At 65.0% G+C, this 16,401-nt stretch carries 17 protein-coding genes; 6 read left to right on the top strand and 11 right to left on the bottom strand.

The genetic code is table 11. The features are described 5' to 3' along the window. Positions 1–4: 4 nt before the first annotated feature. Positions 5–1,654 (bottom strand): energy-dependent translational throttle protein EttA, encoded by a 1,650-nt coding sequence (ettA, locus tag P0R31_RS02185; RefSeq protein ID WP_275512651.1) that lies wholly within the window; start codon positions 1,652–1,654, stop codon positions 5–7. Positions 1,655–1,889: 235 nt separating this feature from the next. On the opposite strand from ettA, the gene P0R31_RS02180 reads away from it, so the two are divergent. After that, complete coding sequence (locus tag P0R31_RS02180; protein ID WP_275512650.1) at positions 1,890–2,105, top strand: hypothetical protein; 216 nt, start codon at positions 1,890–1,892, stop codon at positions 2,103–2,105. Between the two features lie 128 nt (positions 2,106–2,233). Beyond that, complete coding sequence (locus P0R31_RS02175) at positions 2,234–3,196, top strand: D-2-hydroxyacid dehydrogenase family protein (RefSeq protein ID WP_275512649.1); 963 nt, start codon at positions 2,234–2,236, stop codon at positions 3,194–3,196. A 55-nt stretch (positions 3,197–3,251) separates the two neighbouring features. Here the strand turns inward: P0R31_RS02175 and P0R31_RS02170 are convergent, their stop codons facing one another. Beyond that, a complete protein-coding gene (locus tag P0R31_RS02170) occupies positions 3,252–4,448 on the bottom strand; it encodes a L,D-transpeptidase family protein (RefSeq protein WP_275512758.1) in 1,197 nt (398 codons plus the stop codon). Between the two features lie 368 nt (positions 4,449–4,816). On the opposite strand from P0R31_RS02170, the gene P0R31_RS02165 reads away from it, so the two are divergent. Continuing rightward, positions 4,817–5,587: a hypothetical protein gene (locus P0R31_RS02165; RefSeq protein WP_275512648.1), complete on the top strand. Its 771-nt coding sequence runs from the start codon at positions 4,817–4,819 to the stop codon at positions 5,585–5,587. Between the two features lie 18 nt (positions 5,588–5,605). Here the strand turns inward: P0R31_RS02165 and sseA are convergent, their stop codons facing one another. The 3 genes from sseA to P0R31_RS02150 all read right to left on the bottom strand — a co-directional run bounded on the left by sseA (position 5,606) and on the right by P0R31_RS02150 (position 8,284). Continuing rightward, on the bottom strand, positions 5,606–6,460 hold the full coding sequence (gene sseA, locus P0R31_RS02160; protein WP_275512647.1) for a 3-mercaptopyruvate sulfurtransferase: 855 nt from the start codon (positions 6,458–6,460) through the stop codon (positions 5,606–5,608). A gap of 96 nt (positions 6,461–6,556) precedes the next feature. Further along, positions 6,557–6,970, bottom strand: coding sequence for a rhodanese-like domain-containing protein (locus P0R31_RS02155; protein ID WP_024339461.1), 414 nt, complete (start codon positions 6,968–6,970; stop codon positions 6,557–6,559). A gap of 138 nt (positions 6,971–7,108) precedes the next feature. Further along, on the bottom strand, positions 7,109–8,284 hold the full coding sequence (locus P0R31_RS02150; protein WP_027560727.1) for a vWA domain-containing protein: 1,176 nt from the start codon (positions 8,282–8,284) through the stop codon (positions 7,109–7,111). Positions 8,285–8,407: 123 nt separating this feature from the next. On the opposite strand from P0R31_RS02150, the gene P0R31_RS02145 reads away from it, so the two are divergent. Together P0R31_RS02145 and P0R31_RS02140 are read left to right on the top strand one after the other, a co-directional pair. Next, positions 8,408–8,653 (top strand): GlsB/YeaQ/YmgE family stress response membrane protein, encoded by a 246-nt coding sequence (locus tag P0R31_RS02145; protein WP_275512646.1) that lies wholly within the window; start codon positions 8,408–8,410, stop codon positions 8,651–8,653. Between the two features lie 105 nt (positions 8,654–8,758). Beyond that, positions 8,759–9,601 carry an AAA family ATPase gene (locus P0R31_RS02140; RefSeq protein ID WP_080134205.1) on the top strand — a complete coding sequence of 281 codons (843 nt, stop codon included), beginning with the start codon at positions 8,759–8,761 and terminating at the stop codon, positions 9,599–9,601. A gap of 168 nt (positions 9,602–9,769) precedes the next feature. Here the strand turns inward: P0R31_RS02140 and P0R31_RS02135 are convergent, their stop codons facing one another. From P0R31_RS02135 to P0R31_RS02115, 5 genes are all read right to left on the bottom strand, one after another. Then, positions 9,770–10,312 (bottom strand): REP-associated tyrosine transposase, encoded by a 543-nt coding sequence (locus tag P0R31_RS02135; protein ID WP_275512645.1) that lies wholly within the window; start codon positions 10,310–10,312, stop codon positions 9,770–9,772. Between the two features lie 157 nt (positions 10,313–10,469). Continuing rightward, positions 10,470–12,116 (bottom strand): GMC family oxidoreductase, encoded by a 1,647-nt coding sequence (locus tag P0R31_RS02130; protein ID WP_275512644.1) that lies wholly within the window; start codon positions 12,114–12,116, stop codon positions 10,470–10,472. A 15-nt stretch (positions 12,117–12,131) separates the two neighbouring features. Next, the gene (locus P0R31_RS02125) at positions 12,132–12,725 is read right to left on the bottom strand and encodes a GNAT family N-acetyltransferase (RefSeq protein WP_275512643.1); all 594 of its coding nucleotides are present in this window, start codon (positions 12,723–12,725) and stop codon (positions 12,132–12,134) included. Positions 12,726–12,846: 121 nt separating this feature from the next. Then, entirely contained in the window at positions 12,847–13,773 is a 927-nt protein-coding gene (locus P0R31_RS02120; RefSeq protein ID WP_275512642.1) for an SMP-30/gluconolactonase/LRE family protein, read from the bottom strand. A gap of 137 nt (positions 13,774–13,910) precedes the next feature. Beyond that, entirely contained in the window at positions 13,911–14,744 is an 834-nt protein-coding gene (locus P0R31_RS02115; RefSeq protein WP_275512641.1) for an AraC family transcriptional regulator, read from the bottom strand. A gap of 171 nt (positions 14,745–14,915) precedes the next feature. On the opposite strand from P0R31_RS02115, the gene P0R31_RS02110 reads away from it, so the two are divergent. After that, entirely contained in the window at positions 14,916–16,019 is a 1,104-nt protein-coding gene (locus P0R31_RS02110; protein ID WP_275512640.1) for a mandelate racemase/muconate lactonizing enzyme family protein, read from the top strand. Positions 16,020–16,028: 9 nt separating this feature from the next. On the opposite strand, the gene P0R31_RS02105 is transcribed toward P0R31_RS02110, so the two are convergent. Then, the gene (locus P0R31_RS02105) at positions 16,029–16,385 is read right to left on the bottom strand and encodes a hypothetical protein (protein ID WP_275512639.1); all 357 of its coding nucleotides are present in this window, start codon (positions 16,383–16,385) and stop codon (positions 16,029–16,031) included. Positions 16,386–16,401: the final 16 nt, after the last annotated feature.

The following is a 16,401-nucleotide window of genomic DNA, read 5'->3' as shown; positions in this document are numbered from 1 at the left end:
GCGATCACCGCGTCAGCTTCTTGTACTTCACGCGGTGCGGGATGATGCTGTCCTGGCCGAGCCGGCGCATCTTGTCCTTCTCGTAATCCTGGAAATTGCCTTCGAACCATTCGACGTGGCTCTCGCCCTCGAAGGCAAGGATATGCGTCGCGATGCGGTCGAGGAACCAGCGATCGTGGCTGATGATGACTGCGCAGCCGGCAAAATCCTCCAGCGCCTCTTCGAGCGCGCGCAGCGTGTCGACGTCGAGGTCGTTGGTCGGCTCGTCGAGCAGCAGGACGTTGGCGCCGGACTTCAGCATCTTGGCGAGGTGGACGCGGTTGCGTTCACCGCCCGAGAGCGCGCCGACCTTCTTCTGCTGGTCCGCGCCCTTGAAGTTGAACGCCGAGCAATAGCCGCGCGAGTTGACTTCCTTCTTGCCGAGCAGGATCAGTTCGTTGCCGCCAGAGATTTCCTCCCACACGGTCTTCTTGCCGTCGAGCGCGTCGCGCGACTGATCGACGTAACCGAGATGCACGGTCTCGCCGACCGTGATCGTGCCGGAGTCCGGCTTCTCCTGAGCGGTGATCATCCTGAACAACGTGGTCTTGCCGGCGCCGTTGGGACCGATCACGCCGACGATGCCGCCGGGCGGCAGCTTGAAGGTGAGGTTGTCGATCAGGAGACGATCGCCGAAGCCTTTGCTGAGCCCCTCGAAATCGACCACGTTGGCGCCGAGCCGCTCTGCCACGGGAATGATGATCTGCGCGGCCTGGGTCTGCTTCTCGCTCGCCTTCTTGAGCAGCTCCTCATAGCGCTGATAGCGCGCCTTCGACTTGGCCTGGCGTGCCTTGGGCGAGGACGCCACCCATTCCTGCTCGCGCGCGAGCGTCTTCTGGTGGGCGGCATCCTCGCGGCCCTCCTGCTCCAGACGCTTCTGCTTCTGCACCAGCCAGGACGAGTAATTGCCCTCATAGGGGATGCCGCGGCCGCGATCGAGTTCGAGGATCCAGCCCGTAACGTTGTCGAGGAAGTAGCGGTCGTGGGTGACGATCAGGATCGCGCCGGGATAGTTGCGCAGGTGACCTTCCAGCCACGACACGGATTCGGCGTCGAGATGGTTGGTCGGCTCGTCCAGCAGCAAGAGCTCGGGCTGGTCGAGCAGCAGGCGGCACAGCGCGACGCGGCGACGCTCACCGCCCGAGAGCTTGGTCACGTCGGCATCATCAGGGGGGCAGCGCAGCGCGTCCATGGCCTGGTCGACCTTGCTGTCGAGATCCCACAGGCCTTGGGCCTCGATCTCATCCTGCAGCTTGGTCATCTCGTCGGCGGTTTCCTCCGAATAGTTGACCGCAAGCTCGTTATAGCGGTCGAGGATCGCCTTCTGCTTGGCGACGCCCTGCATGACGTTTTCGCGCACGGTCAGCTTGGAATCGAGCTGCGGCTCCTGCTCGAGATAGCCGACGCGGGCGCCCTCGGCGACCCAGGCCTCGCCGGTGTATTCCTTGTCGAGGCCGGCCATGATCTTGAGCAGCGTCGACTTACCCGAGCCGTTGACGCCGAGCACGCCGATCTTGGCGTCCGGGTAGAAGCTCAGATGGATGTTATCGAGCACCTTCCGGGTCGGGTAGCTCTTGGTCAGGCCCTGCATGAAATAGATGAACTGGCGCGCCATCGGTCCCGTGAAACCTTCGATTTGAGGAAATTTGCTTCGCCAGCGATGTAACGATCCCGCCCCCAAAGGGCAACGTTTTCCGTCCGTTCACCACGGATGAATACGGGACGGACACCATCCGGCCACCGATCCGGACAATTGAAACCATCTTTTAATAAATCAGGCCAAAGCTCGGTTTCGCGCGGAAACAGCGCCACCCGCTCAGAACGAACGGGGAGCACAGCGAGGCCGCATCATGGCTCTGATCGAGACCCATTCTCTTCCCATTCCGGCAGGAGCCGGGCGCGACTCCGGGTTCGCCTCGGAGATCAAGGCCTTCTGGAAGCGCTTCTTCGCCACCGCCTTCAATCCCTACCGGCCCGAGCTGCATTACATGCGCGGCCCCGGCCCCGCCTGGCGCGCCAAGCACGGCATGGATGCACCGTTCCGCCTGAAGCCCCGCGACCTCTGAGCGACGATCCCTATCGGACTTTTGAATACGCAGGCTGCTTGCGCGCCGGCGCGATTGCGCGCAACCATGTCCAGGTTCCGATGACGGCGCCCGCCCGGCGCTTCACCTCTCGCCATGGATGAACGCTGATGAGCCGGCTGCGCTGCGCAATCCTCGACGACTATTTCAATCTCGCCCTCGACGTCGCCGACTGGCCGAAATTGTCGGATCGCGTCGACGTCACCGTGTTCAGCCATCCCTTCGCCTCCGAGCAGGCCGCAGCCAGTGCGCTCACCGACTTCGAAATCATCTGCGCGATGCGCGAGCGCACGGCGTTTCCCAAGAGCCTGTTCGATCGCCTGCCGAAGCTGAAGCTGCTGCTGACGTCGGGCATGCGCAACGCTGCGATCGACATCGAGGCCGCGAAAGCGCGCGGCATCGCCATCGGCGGCACGCAATATTCCCGTGATCCGACGGCGCCGCTCGCCATGGGCCTGATCCTGGAGTTGACCCGCGGCATCGGCCGCGAGAACGCGCGGATGCATGCGGGGGAGTCCTGGCAGACATTTGCCGGCGTCGAGATCGAAGGCATGACGCTCGGCATCGTCGGGCTCGGCAAGCTCGGCAGCAAGATGGCGGGCATCGCGAAAGCATTCGGCATGAACGTGATCGCCTGGAGCCCGAACCTCACGCCGGAGAAGTGCGCTTCTGCCGGCGTCGGCTACGCCAGCAAGGAGGAGCTGTTCGCCGAGGCCGACATCGTCACCATCCACGTGGTCCTGAGCGAGCGTTCGCGTGGCCTCGTCAGCCGCGCGGATCTTGCGCGGATGAAGCCGACGGCCTTCCTGGTCAACACCGCGCGCGGGCCGATCGTGGATGAGCAGGCGCTGCTGGAAGCTTTGCAGCAGCGCAAGATCGCAGGTGCAGGATTGGACGTGTTCTCGGTCGAGCCGCTGCCGGTCGACCATCCCTTCCGCAAGCTCGACAATGTCGTGCTGACGCCGCATCTGGGCTACGCCACCACGGATGGTCTGCGCATCCATTACGGCCAGATGGTCGAGGCGATCGACGCATTCACCAAAGGCGGCGAGCTGCCGCGGAAGCTGGCCTGAAACGAAAAGGGCGTGCCGACGGCACGCCCTTCGCAATCTCGTCGAGTTGAGGCGCTCAGCGCACGGTGACCGGCGCAGGCAGCGGCGGCACAACGGTGGGCTGCGTCCCCGGGACCGGGCCCGCCTGGGCGGACATCGGAGCCGGCCCGGCAGCGCTCTGCGTCGGCGCGGCGGAGGCCGTCGCCGTTCCCGGCGGCGGACCACCCGGCATCACGACAACGCGGGTGCCGACCTTGACGCGCTCGAACAGGTCGGAGACGTCCTCGTTCAACATGCCGATGCAGCCCGACGAGACAAACTTGCCGATCGTCGAGGGCTGGTTGGTGCCGTGGATGCGGTAGACGGTCGAACCGAGATACATCGCGCGGGCGCCGAGCGGATTGCCCGGGCCGCCGGCCATGAAGCGCGGCAGATAGGGCTGACGCTCGATCATCTCGGTCGGCGGATGCCAATCCGGCCACTCGGCCTTGCGGGTGATCTTCTGCACGCCGGTCCAGGTGAAGCCGTCGCGGCCGACGCGGACGCCGTAGCGGATCGCACGGCCGCCTCCGAGCACGTAATAGAGGTAGGTGTTGGGCGTATCGACCACGAGCGTGCCGGGCGGCTCCTTGGTCTGGAACGCGACCTCCTGACGGCGCAGGTTCGGCGGCAGCTGCACCGGCGCAGCATCGGGCTGCTCCTCGGGCGGCAGCGCGGCCAAGGTCACCGGGCGGCCATCCGTGCCCACGGGCGGCTGTCCGGCCTGGACCGTCCCGGTCGCGGCGGGACCGCCCACAGCCTCGGGCGGACGCAGGCCATCGTTGGCGGGCGATTGCTGGGGCGGACGGTCGGCGTAGATCACCGCCGGCGGACCTGCGGGCCGGCCGTAGCGGGGATCGTCGGGCGACATCACGGGGCCCTGCGGCGCGGCCGAATAGACCGGCGGGGCGCCAGCCGGGCGGCCATAACGCGGATCATCCGGCGACATCACCGGACCTTGGGGCGGGGCGGCCGAATAGACCGGAGGCGCGCCCATCGGACGACCGTAGCGCGGATCGTCGGCCGGACCGGGCGGCGGCAGCGAGGCATGCGGCATCGCCTCGTCGTCTTCGTCGAGCGCGTCGAAATTCGGCATGCGGTCACCGGGCCGATATTCGGCCGGTGCGCCATAGCCGGGCACCTGCTGGATCGGATAGCTCTGAGCCTGAGCGAGCGAGGTTCCCGCCGCAGCGACTGTTGCGGCAGCGCATATCGTCAGAAAGTGTTTGATCATCATCGCTCTTGTATAGTCCCCAAGCCCGATCGGACCGTTAACGGCCAGATGACGGAAGATAGCGGCACATTCAAGACATATCAGGCGTATTTGCGCCGGATTTGCCGATTTGTGATCCGCAAGACTACCGTTGCCCCGTTGCATCACGGGGCTGAAATCGTATCGCGCCTTCGATTGGCGCGATGGGTCGGCCACGATTTTAACGGAACGATGCGGAGACGTTGCGATATGGTCGAATCAGCCTGATTCGCCACCTTTTTGAGCTCCGATCCCGCGTGGCGAACGCGGCAAGCAGTACCGTCACCGCGTTCAGATGGCTCTTGAGCCCCGGCCACTCTGCCGCCGGGGCGGAAATTCGCAATCGCTCAATGCTTCCCGGCTTTCGCTTCCTGTTTGCCGCGATCCTGCTGTCAACCTCCATCCTGGTGTTCGGCCTAGGGGCCGCCGCGCTGCTCCGGGCGACCCATCAGCAATATGTCAACAACCCCGGCTGGCGGAACGGGCCGCAGGAGCAGGTGTTTGCGCAAGCGCCCGAGCCGGCCCAGCCGGTGCTCGCGGTGCTGCGGGCCGAGCCGGAGCCGCCCGCCGAGAGCACGCCATCGCTGCGCGACCAGGTACCGACCATCGCTCTGCCCCTGAGCGAGCCCGAACAGGTGGCCGCACTCACGACCGAGACCGACGTCCAGCCCGAGGCCGCCGCGCCCATGGCTGAAGTGTCGGCCATCGAACCAGACAAGCCCGAGCCGACCGTGACGGCCGCGGCGCCGGCTTCCATCGATACGCTGACCCCCGCCGACACCACGGCCGCGATCCCCGAGGCCAAGCCTGCCGCAACCGCCAGCGAGCCGGCACCGGTTGACCCCGCCCTCGCCGCCACGGCGCTCGAGGTCGCCTCCGCAAGGCTCGCCGCGCTGAACGCCGCCACGGCCACGACGGACGCGCCGGCGAAGGCCGGAATCGAGAACAGCAAGACCGAGACCACCAAGCCGGACAGCAAGGCGACCAAGCGCAAGGCCAAGGCCAAGAAGCGCCAGCGCGTGGTGCGGCGCCCGCCGCCTCCGCAGGTGCAGCAACAGCTCGATCCGTTCGGTCAGCAGCAGCCGGCTTTCGCGACAACAACGACCGCACGCACGCGCTGACTCGTCACTCCGACAACCTCACGCCGGGCCGGTCGCGATGGCCGGGCCTCCGGCCTGGCCCCATTCCGACCACGAACCGTCATAGAGCGCGGTGTCGGTGATGCCGAGGCGGTAGAGCGCGAGCGTCAGCACGCCGGCGGAGACGCCGGAGCCGCAGCTCGTCACGATCGGCGCATCCAGCTTGACGCCGGCATTGGTGAAGGCGGCGCGGAGCGCGTCGAGCGGCTTCATCTCGCCGGTCGCGGCATCGAACAGCAGATTGTAGGGCACGTTGCGGGCGCCGGGGATGTGGCCGGAGCGAATGCCCGGCCGCGGCTCGGGCGCGCGGCCCTCGAAGCGATCGGCAGCGCGCGCGTCGACCACCTGCTCCTTGCGGCTTTCGACGTTGGCGATCAGCTGCTGCATGCTGCGCACGCGGTTTGCGTCATAGCTCGCCGTGAAGGTCGCCGGCTTCGGCTTGACCTCGCCGCTCTCGGTCGCGCGTCCCTCAGTGCGCCACTTCTTCAGGCCGCCATTGAGAATGCGCACGTTGCTATGGCCATAGGACAGGAACATCCACCACGCACGCGGCGCTGCGACCCAGCCGCCGGCATCATAGAGCACGACGGTGTCCGCGTTGGAGATGCCGAGATTGCCGACGTCGCGGCCGAACTGCTCCGCGCTCGGAAACATGTGCGGCAGCGGGTTGGAATGATCCGACACCGCATCGACGTCGAAGAACACGGCGCCCGGCAGATGCGCGGCGAGGTAGTCGTCCTTCGGCAGCGGCAGCACGCCCGGCAGCTTGAAGCTGGCGTCGAGGATCTTGACGTTGGCATCACCGATATGCGCGGCGAGCCATTCGGTGGAGACGAGGGGGTCGGTGGCGGTCATGCGTCTGTACTCTCCAGTCGTCATTGCCGGGCTTGCCCCGGCAATCCATCCTTCTTGAAATGATGGACACGCGGGTCAAGCCCGCGTGTGACCAAGTCACCCCTTCTTCTTCGGCTCCCACTTCTCCGTGGGCCCGCCGGCGTCGCGCCAGGCGGCGTAGCCGCCGGCGATGTGGGCGACGGGCTTGAGGCCCATGTCCTGCGCGGTCTTGGCCGCAAGCGCGGATCGTAAGCCCCCCGCGCAATGGAACACGAACTTCTTGTCCTCCTGGAAGATCGGTTTTGCGTAGGGGCTCTGCGGGTCGATCCAGAATTCGAGCATGCCGCGCGTGCAGGCGAAGGCGCCGGGGATGCGGCCGTCGCGCTCGATCTCGCGGGGATCGCGGATGTCGACGATGACGACGTCGCCGTTCTTAGAGATCTCGATCGCGTCCTTGGCCGAGAGCGTCTCGATCTCGGCATTGGCCTCGTCGATCAGCGCCTTGATGCCGCGGGTGATGGTCTGGGGCATGGGTCTTCCCTTCTCTTCTTTCGTCATTCCGGGGCGATGCGCAGCATCGAGCCCGGAATCCATTCATCTACACGGACTGCGGCCCGATGGATTCCGGGTTCGCGACTGCGTCGCGCCCCGGAATGACGACGGGAGGTATCAATGCGTCAATTCCTTCATCGCGTTCTCCAGCCCCTCGATCGTGATCGGATACATCCGATTGGCGAAGATGCGCTTGATGATCGTGGTGGATTCCGAATAGTCCCAGTGCTTCTGCTGCACCGGGTTCAGCCACACCGTGTGCGGATAGGTGCGGATGATGCGGTCGAGCCAGACCGAGCCGGGCTCCTCGTTGACGTGCTCGACCGAGCCGCCGGGCACCATGATCTCGTAGGGCGACATCGAGGCATCGCCGACGAACACGACCTTGTAGTCGTGCGGGTATTTGTGCAGCACGTCCCAGGTCGGCGTGCGGTCGGTGAAGCGGCGCTTGTTCTGCTTCCACACGCCCTCATAGAGGCAGTTGTGGAAGTAGAAATACTCCATGTGCTTGAACTCGCTCTTCGCCGCCGAGAACAGTTCCTCGACCTGCTCGATATGCGCATCCATCGAGCCGCCGATGTCGAAGAACACCAGGAGCTTCACCGCATTGCGCCGCTCGGGGCGCATGTGCACGTCGAGATAGCCGTGATTGGCGGTCTCGCGGATCGTGGTGTCGAGATCGAGCTCGTCGGGCGCGCCGGTGCGGGCGAACTTGCGCAGGCGGCGCAACGCCACCTTGATGTTGCGGATGCCGAGCTCGACATTGCCGTCGAGATCCTTGAACTCGCGCTTGTCCCACACCTTCACGGCGCGGTTGTTGCGGTTCTTCTCCTGGCCAATGCGCACGCCCTCGGGATTGTAGCCATGCGCGCCGAACGGCGAGGTGCCGGCGGTGCCGATCCATTTCGAGCCGCCCTGGTGCCGGCCCTTCTGCTCCTCGAGCCGCTTCTTCAGCGTCTCCATGAGCTTGTCCCAGCCCATGGCCTCGATCTGCTTCTTCTCTTCCTCTGTCAGGTACTTCTCGGCGAGCTTCTTCAGCCACTCCTCGGGAATTTCCGCCTTCTCCATGGCGTCGAGCAGGCTTTCCAGCCCCTTGAACACGGTGCCGAAGACGCGGTCGAACTTGTCGAGGTTGCGCTCGTCCTTCACCAGCGAGGCGCGCGACAGATAGTAGAAATTCTCGACCGTGTAGTCCGCAAGGTCGGCGTCGAGCGCCTCCATCAGCGTGAGGTATTCGCGCAGCGTCACGGGGACCTGCGCATCGCGCAGAGAGGTGAAGAATTGCAAGAACATGGGTGACAGATTGCCCGTCGGGTGGCTGACGTCAAGGGGCGGAGGCCACTGCGAGACGCTGGACCGGCAGGCATTTTGCTCTAGAATTAGTGGCCTGAAGGGGTTGTTTTGGGGACGTTTGCAATGGGAATTCTCGCAGCGCTCATCATCGGCGCGATCGCAGGCTGGCTCGCGGGCAAGATTGTCCACGGGGCGGGATTTGGGCTGGTCGGCAACATCGTCGTCGGCATCATCGGCGCGCTGGTGGCGAGTTGGGTACTGCCGCAGCTGCATATCCAGCTGGCAACCGGCACGATCGGCGCCATCGTCGACGCCACGATCGGCGCGGTGATTGTGCTGGTCATCCTTTCGCTGGTAAAACGGGTCTGAAAGCCTGACCGAACCAGGAACGGCCGCCCTGCGCGGCCGTTCCCATGTCGCGACCGAGGCAATGCAATTGGCAATCCCCGGGACGACGACCAACAAGGACGCGCGATGAAATTTACCGGCACCAAGGACTATGTTGCGACCGACGATCTCAAGGTCGCCGTCAATGCTTCGATCGTGCTGGAGCGTCCGCTCCTGGTGAAGGGCGAGCCCGGCACCGGCAAGACGGTGCTGGCGGAGGAAGTGGCGAAGGCGCTGAACGCGCCGCTTCTGACCTGGCACATCAAGTCCACCACCAAGGCGCAGCAGGGCCTCTACGAATACGATGCGGTGTCGCGGCTGCGCGACAGCCAGCTCGGCGATGCGCGCGTATCCGACATCCGGAACTACATCAAGCGCGGCAAGCTGTGGGAGGCCTTCACGGCCGAGCAGCGCCCGGTGCTGCTGATCGACGAGATCGACAAGGCCGACATCGAATTCCCGAACGACCTGCTGCTCGAGCTCGACCGCATGGAATTCCATGTCTACGAGACCGGCGAGACGATCAAGGCGAAGCAGCGCCCGATCATGATGATCACCTCCAACAACGAGAAGGAGCTGCCCGACGCGTTCCTGCGCCGCTGCTTCTTCCACTACATCAAGTTCCCCGATGCCGACACGATGGGCCGCATCGTCGACGTCCACTTCCCCGGCATCAAGAAGCGCCTGGTCGAGGAAGCGCTGCGCATCTTCTTCGAGGTGCGCGAGGTGCCCGGCCTGAAGAAGAAACCGTCGACCTCGGAGCTGCTCGACTGGCTCAAGCTGCTGCTGAACGAAGACATGAGCGTCGAGCAACTCCGCGAACGCGACCCGCGCAAGCTGATCCCGCCGCTGCATGGCGCGCTGCTGAAGAACGAGCAGGACGTGCACCTGTTCGAGCGGCTGGCGTTCTTGAGCCGACGGGAAGTGTAGGTCTCGTGTCCCGGATGCGTTGCAGCGTGAAACGCTGCTGCGCAGAGCCGGGACGCAGGGGCCACACGGTACATTGCTGCGACATGGTCCGGCTCTGCAGCGCACCGTCGAAGTGACGCTGCGCCGCGTCCGGGGCACGAGACTTGAGTGGGACGCTCCTATGCCCTATCATTTCCGTTCTCCAAATTTGGCGCCGTCATCGCGTTGCGACAGATCGCCGGCCCAATCTGCTGGATAGGTACCCAGGGCGACATAGCGATGAAACGACGATGGCGCCCAATCGCGAACTCGATCGACAAGTCCGTGCTTCACAGGATTGATGTGCACGTAGTCGATGTGCCGGGCGTAATCCTCTTCGTCGCGAATGGTGTGCTCCCAGTAGCGGCGCTGCCAGATGCCGCGCTCTGCCTTGCCTGAGCGACTTGCCGAGATCGGTTCCTCGGTCGCGAGGTTACGCGAGAAGGCGGATTTGATCTGCCGCCAGCGCATTGCAAAATCAGCATCTCCGTCAGGCATCGTCCAAACGGTGTGAAGATGCTCGGGCAGCACCACGATGGCATCGATCGTGAATGGATGGCGTTCGCGTATCTCACGAAAAGCTGTGCGCAATAGATCAATGTTTGCCGTCAAAAGCGATTGACGACGATCGGCGAGGTTGACCGTGAAGAAAAAGCTTCCGCCGGGAATGAAGTTACGTCGATAGGACGTCATGCCTCATGATAGCACAACCTTTGGAAGCTGTAGTCACCTGCGCTCAATTAGGAGCGCAAGTCTTGTAGGATGGGTAGAGCGGAGCGAAACCCATCTCGCTTCAGCAATCGCTGCACGATGATGGGTTTCGCTCCGCTCTACCCACCCTACGAAGGCCTCACGCCACCGCTGCGTCCGGAATCCTTGCGGCTTCCATCGGCTGCTTGCCGCGGATCAGGTCCGAGGCACGATCCGCGATCATCATGGTCGACGCGTTCAAATTCGCCGAGATCATGCGCGGCATCACAGAGGCGTCGATGACGCGGAGGCCTTCCAATCCGTGGACGCGGAGCTGGTCGTCGACGACCGCCCAGGTGGAGTCCGCCGGACCCATGCGGCAGGTGCAGCCGGGATGGAAGGTGGTGGTGCCGCGCTCGGTGGCGGCGTGCAGGAACTCGTCGTCGGTGTTGACGTTGGGGCCGGGGAAATCCTCGTAGGCGTAATAGGGCGACAGCGGCGCACTCTTCAAGAGGCGCCGCGCGAGCTTCATGCCGCCGACGATGACGCGGCGGTCGAGCTCGGCGTCGAGATAATTGGTCTGGATGATCGGCGGCGCGAACGGATCGTTCGAGCGGATCCGGACATAGCCGCGGCTCTCCGGCCGCTGCTGCCAGGATGCGACCGTCATGCCAGGCTCGTCCTCGAGCTGGCCCTGCACGCCTTCCTTGTAGGACGCCGGCGTGAAGGTGAGCTGCAGGTCGGAGCTCTCCGCGCTCTCGCCGGAATGCCAGAAGCAATAGACCATCGTCGGCGACAGCGAGAGCAGGCCCTTGCGCTGAGTCGCCCATTTCAACGCCTCGATCCACAGCGAGAAGCCGCGGCGGAGCTCGTTGATCGTCTTGATGTCCTTGACCCGCGCCACCGTGCGCGGGGCGTAGTGGTCCTGCAGGCCTTCGCCGACGGGCAGCGCGTGGCGCACCGCGATGCCGTGCTGCTGCAACAGATCCGGCGAGCCGATGCCGGAGAGTTGCAGCAGCTGCGGCGAATTATAGCTGCCGCCGGAGAGGATCACCTCCTTGTTGGCGCGCACCTCGACCGGCTGGCCGCCGCGGCCGCCCTTGGTGTAGCGCACGCCGACGGCGCGCTTGCCCTCGAAGATGATCTCTGTCGCGTGGGCATGGGTGCGCACATGCACGTTGGGCCGCTTCATCGCCGGCTTGAGGAACGCGGTGGCGCCGGAGACGCGCAGGCCGTTGTTGATCGTGCGCTGGCAGTAGGAGACGCCTTCCTGGGTCTTGCCGTTGTAATCGGGATTGCGGGGAATGCCGAGCGAGACCGCGCCTTCCATGAAGGCCTCGCAGAGCGGATCGCGCCAGTTCATGGTGGTGACGATGAGGTTGCCGTCGCGGCCGCGATAGGTGTCCTCGCCCTCGCCGATCCGCTTCTCCAGCCGGCGGAAATAGGGCAGCACGTCGGCATAGCCCCAGCCGCGATTGCCCATCTGCGCCCAGGTGTCGAAATCCATGCGCTGGCCGCGATTGTAGATATGGCCGTTGATCGAGGACGAGCCGCCCAGCGTCTTGCCGCGCGGCGCATAGATGCTGCGCCCGCCGGTCCAGGGACCGGGCTCCTGCTGGTAAGCCCAGTTGATGCTCTTCATGTGGAAGGTCTTGATGAAGCCCGCCGGCAGATGAATGTAGGGATGCCAGTCCCTCGGGCCCGCCTCGAGCACGCAGACGCTGGTGTTGGGATCCTCGCTGAGCCGGCTGGTGAGCACGCAACCGGCGGAGCCCGCGCCGACGATCACATAGTCGAATCTATCCATGGTCCCTCGGCCGCCCTAACGCGGCTTGTCGTTGAGTTGGAATTCCAGATGCGCCTGCACCGTCGGCCATTCGGCGGCGGTGATGCTGTAGACGACAGTATCGCGCAACGTGCCGTTCGGCGCGATCTGGTGGCTGCGCAGGATACCGTCCTGCTTCGCGCCAAGGCGCTCGATGGCGCGGCGGCTCTGGTGGTTGAAGAAATGCGTGCGGAACTCGACCGCGATGCAATTCAACGGCTCGAAGGCGTGGCGCAGCAGCAGCAGCTTGCATTGCGTGTTGAGCGGGCCGCGCTGGGCGCTCTTGCCATACCAGGTCGAGCCGATCTCGACGCGGCGGTTGGTGGCGTCGATGTTCATGTAGGTGGTCATGCCGACGATCCGGCCGCCGGCATCGAACACGGTGAACGGCAGCATCGAGCCCGCGGCCTGCAGGCCCAGGCGGCGGTCGATCTCCTTGCCCATGTTCTCCGGCAGCGGGATCGCGGTGTACCACAGTTTTGACAGCTCGCCGTCCTTGACGGCCTCGACCAGCCCCTCGCGATGGTCATGCGACAGCGGCTCGAGACGGGCGTGCTGTCCACGCAGGGTGACGGGATCGGGCCAGGGCATATCTCACTCCATAATGACTGCCGTCATTCCGGGCGGCTCGAAGAGCAGAACCCGGAATCTCGAGATCCCGGGTTCTATGCTCCGCATAGCCCCGGGATGACAATCGCGATTTTCGCGATTGTCACTTGTTCAGAAAATTGAGCGGCAATCCGCCGCGCGGCCAGTCCATGGCGATCAGCTCGCCCTTGCCCGACAGCGTGATGTAGGCCGTCTTCAGCTCGGGGCCGCCGAAGGCGATGTTGGTGGTGACGCGGTCGCCGGTCGGGACCTGTTCCACCAGGGTGCCGTCGGGCGCGATCACCGAGATGCAGCCGGAGACGAGCGTGGCGACACAGACATTGCCGCCAGCTTCCACCGCGAGGGAGTCGAACATCTGGTAGCCGCCGAGGCCGCAGATCGGCTGGCCGCGCTCGCCGCGATAGATCGGATCGCGCGGCTTGAGCGTGCCCGGCGCCGAGAGCTCATAGGCCCAGAGCCGGCCGGTCGGCGTTTCCGCGATGTAGACAATGTTCTCGTCCGGCGACAGGCCGATGCCGTTGGCCGGCAATACGCCGTGCACGATTTCGACGATCTCGCTCATCCCGGGCTTGAGGTAATACATGCCGCCGACGTCCATCTCGCGCGCGCGGCGCTTGCCGAGATCGGAGAACCAGAGGCCGCCGTGCTTGTCGAAGACGAGGTCGTTCGGCCCGCGCAGATCGTGGGCGCCGCATTTTGTCACGACGGTCTCGACCTTGCCGGATTGCAGGTCGACGCGCTGGATCGCGCCGCCGAGATAATCGTCCGGCTGCGGACCCGGCATGATCATCTTGCCGGCCGGAATCCAGGAGAAGCCGCCATTGTTGCAGATGTAGATCTTGCCGTCGGGTCCGAGCGCGGCGCCATTCGGGCCGCCGGGAATCCTGGCCACGATCTCCTTGCGACCGTCGGGATAGACGCGCGTCAGGCGCTGGCCGCGGATCTCCACCAGCACCACCGAGCCGTCCGGCATCACGACCGGCCCTTCGGGAAATTCGAGGTCGGTGGCGAGAACGCGGACGTTGGACATTGGAGACCCTCCCGGCTGCTTGTTATGGCTTGCACGGGATGTCCGGCACGGAGCTCCGCAGGCAAGATTTGCCTGCGGTTATGGCAAAGTCGCCGCGGCTTGCCAAGCAAGCGGGACGGTATGCCAGCGTTGCGTGGTTACTCCCGCACCGGTATCCAGATTTCGAAGCCGCCATTGCCGGTCGCCGGATCGAATTTTTGGTCGTAGCGCTCGAAGTTCGGCGCGTCCGCGGCTTTCAGCCCGGACGCCGGCAGCCATTGATTCCAGATCGTGTTGACGGTGCGGCGGATCGAGGCGACGTGGTCCTCGTGCGTGAACACCGCATAGCGCTGCTCCGGAATGCGGATGCGGCCGAAGCGGCGCGGCAGGTCGGAGAAATCGGCGACCTCGAGGCCGGCGATGTAATCGAAATTGCCGGCATCATCGCCATTGCAGCAGACGCCGTAGGCGACGTTACCGATGCGCGCGGGAATGTCGGCAACCTCCCGATTGAAGCGCTGCCATAGACCAGGGATCATGGCACCGTTGTCGCAGGAGATGCGCTCGGCGAGACCGGCGACGAGGAAGGCCTTTGCCGTCTCGAAGCGCGGCGGGGCAAGATGGTCGAGCATGGTGGAGTCCATGAGGATCGGCTCCTGTAGCCTGAGCTGGTTGACGCACGCTGCCGCCCTCACCGCTTCGGGCGTGGTGCCGAATTGGTCGCGGAACGCGCGGGTGAAAGCTTCGTGCGAGCCGTAATCCGCCTCCAGCGCCAGCGACAGGATGTCGGGTGCGCCCTTTGCCAGACTGCGCGCCGCCTCACTCAGCCGCCGCGCGCGCACGTAGCGCATCACCGGCAGACCGACGGCCGCGGCGAACGCACGCACGATGTGGAACCGCGACACGCCCGAGATCGCAGCGATCTCGTCGAGCGTTATCGGCTCGGCCAGATGGCTCTCGATATACCAGAGCGCGCGCTGGGCTGGATTCATGGCGGCTCAAACCTCGTTCGAAGCGCGGCGATGATGCGCCGGTCTCCATCGCTCTGCTTGATCGGCATTGCTGTGCTTCGCATGAGCATAGTCCGGCAATGGCCCCTGGCAACGCCCCGGTGTTCGTGGCTACACTCGCCGAAACCGCTCACGAGAAAGAGGAACCGGGTCATGGAAATCACCGATGTGCGGGCGCACCATATCCGCATCCCCTATGATGCCGGTGTCGCGAGCTTCCGCCAGGGCGCTTCCGCCATCACGGCCCTCGACATGGTCCTCGTCGAGGTCACGACCGATGCCGGGCTGACCGGCTGGGGCGATGCTTTCGCCTATGTCTGCCCGCGCACGACGCGCAGCGCGGTCGAGGAGATGATCGCGCCGCAGGCCCGCGGGCTGAAGGTGCCCGATGCGGCCGGCATTGCCGCGGTGATGGAGCAGATCCAGCGCAACCTGCATCTGTTCGGCCGCTACGGCATCACCATGTTCGCGATCTCCGGGCTCGATATCGCATTGTGGGACCTGGCCGCGAAGGTCGCCGGCGTGCCGCTGCATCGCCTGCTGGGCGAGATCAGGCGCACCGCGATTCCGGCTTACGCGAGCCTGCTCCGGATCGGCGCGCCCGACACCATCGCCGCCGAATGCAGGAAGGCGCTCGCGCTCGGCTATGGCGCGATCAAGCTGCACGAGACCACGACGCCTGCGGTGCTTGCCGCGCGCGCGGCGATCGGCCCGAGCATTCCGCTGATGGTCGACATGAACTGCCCGCTGACCGGGGAGCAGGCGATTGCGTTCGCGGCGACATGCCGCAACGCGCAGCCGATGTTCCTGGAGGAGCCGGTCTGGCCGCCGGAAGACTTCGCCACGCTTGCCGAGGTGCGCAGCAAGAGCGGCGTCGGAGTTGCCGCCGGTGAGAATGCCTGCACCGAGTATCAATTCCGCCAGATGATGGAGGCGGGCGCGGTCAGCCACGCACAGCCGTCAGTCATCAAGGTCGGCGGCATCACGGAATTCCTGAAGGTCGCAGGCTTGGCCGACCGGTCCGGCGTCAAGATCGTGCCGCACTCTCCTTATTTTGGCCCGGGCCTGCTGGCGACGCTGCATCTGCTCGCGACGCGCGACGACGGGCTGGTCGAGATGTTCTATCTGAAGCGCGAAGCCTGTCTTTGGGGCGGCCGCGCCGATGTCGATGCAAGCGGCCATGTCGCGGTGCCCGCGGGCCCCGGGCTCGGCTACGAGCCCGATCGTGGCGTGATGGAGCGTTATCGCATCGCGTGATCGGCGCGCCTATTTCGTTGCGTCCTTCGGCGGCGGCGCGTCCTGCTTCTTCTTCAGGTCTTCGGCGGTCTTTGCCTGCGCGGCCTGGAGATCGAGAAGCGTCTTCTGCAGGCCGGCGATGGTTGTCTTCAACGCGTCGATCTGACGCCCCGCCGCATCCAGCTTCTGCTGATGATCGAGGGCGAGCTTGGTGATCGTCTTCTGCAGGAAATCGACATTGCTCTGGAGGCAGCTGGTGCGGCGCTCCATGGTCTTCTCGACCGTGCAGATTTCGATGCCGGGCACGTCCTGCGCGAGCACCGGCAGAGGCGCCAGCGTGGCGAGCAGCAACATTGCGAAACAAATGCCGGCGTTTCGAAGCAGCATGAAAGTTCCTCTATCA

Origin of the sequence: Bradyrhizobium yuanmingense, from assembly GCF_029167105.1 — a bacterium.
In the GTDB taxonomy this organism is placed as follows: domain Bacteria; phylum Pseudomonadota; class Alphaproteobacteria; order Rhizobiales; family Xanthobacteraceae; genus Bradyrhizobium; species Bradyrhizobium yuanmingense_A.
The sequence above is the reverse complement of the archived record's forward strand: the minus strand, read 5'-3'. Positions and strand labels throughout refer to the sequence as shown.

What these genes read in the sequence shown, in the direction of transcription:
- ettA (WP_275512651.1), bottom strand. Translation starts at nt 1,654, where the DNA reads ATGGCGCGCCAGTTCATCTATTTCATGCAGGGCCTGACCAAGAGCTAC.
- P0R31_RS02180 (WP_275512650.1), top strand. Translation starts at nt 1,890, where the DNA reads ATGGCTCTGATCGAGACCCATTCTCTTCCCATTCCGGCAGGAGCCGGG.
- P0R31_RS02175 (WP_275512649.1), top strand. Translation starts at nt 2,234, where the DNA reads ATGAGCCGGCTGCGCTGCGCAATCCTCGACGACTATTTCAATCTCGCC.
- P0R31_RS02170 (WP_275512758.1), bottom strand. Translation starts at nt 4,448, where the DNA reads ATGATCAAACACTTTCTGACGATATGCGCTGCCGCAACAGTCGCTGCG.
- P0R31_RS02165 (WP_275512648.1), top strand. Translation starts at nt 4,817, where the DNA reads ATGCTTCCCGGCTTTCGCTTCCTGTTTGCCGCGATCCTGCTGTCAACC.
- sseA (WP_275512647.1), bottom strand. Translation starts at nt 6,460, where the DNA reads ATGACCGCCACCGACCCCCTCGTCTCCACCGAATGGCTCGCCGCGCAT.
- P0R31_RS02155 (WP_024339461.1), bottom strand. Translation starts at nt 6,970, where the DNA reads ATGCCCCAGACCATCACCCGCGGCATCAAGGCGCTGATCGACGAGGCC.
- P0R31_RS02150 (WP_027560727.1), bottom strand. Translation starts at nt 8,284, where the DNA reads ATGTTCTTGCAATTCTTCACCTCTCTGCGCGATGCGCAGGTCCCCGTG.
- P0R31_RS02145 (WP_275512646.1), top strand. Translation starts at nt 8,408, where the DNA reads ATGGGAATTCTCGCAGCGCTCATCATCGGCGCGATCGCAGGCTGGCTC.
- P0R31_RS02140 (WP_080134205.1), top strand. Translation starts at nt 8,759, where the DNA reads ATGAAATTTACCGGCACCAAGGACTATGTTGCGACCGACGATCTCAAG.
- P0R31_RS02135 (WP_275512645.1), bottom strand. Translation starts at nt 10,312, where the DNA reads ATGACGTCCTATCGACGTAACTTCATTCCCGGCGGAAGCTTTTTCTTC.
- P0R31_RS02130 (WP_275512644.1), bottom strand. Translation starts at nt 12,116, where the DNA reads ATGGATAGATTCGACTATGTGATCGTCGGCGCGGGCTCCGCCGGTTGC.
- P0R31_RS02125 (WP_275512643.1), bottom strand. Translation starts at nt 12,725, where the DNA reads ATGCCCTGGCCCGATCCCGTCACCCTGCGTGGACAGCACGCCCGTCTC.
- P0R31_RS02120 (WP_275512642.1), bottom strand. Translation starts at nt 13,773, where the DNA reads ATGTCCAACGTCCGCGTTCTCGCCACCGACCTCGAATTTCCCGAAGGG.
- P0R31_RS02115 (WP_275512641.1), bottom strand. Translation starts at nt 14,744, where the DNA reads ATGAATCCAGCCCAGCGCGCGCTCTGGTATATCGAGAGCCATCTGGCC.
- P0R31_RS02110 (WP_275512640.1), top strand. Translation starts at nt 14,916, where the DNA reads ATGGAAATCACCGATGTGCGGGCGCACCATATCCGCATCCCCTATGAT.
- P0R31_RS02105 (WP_275512639.1), bottom strand. Translation starts at nt 16,385, where the DNA reads ATGCTGCTTCGAAACGCCGGCATTTGTTTCGCAATGTTGCTGCTCGCC.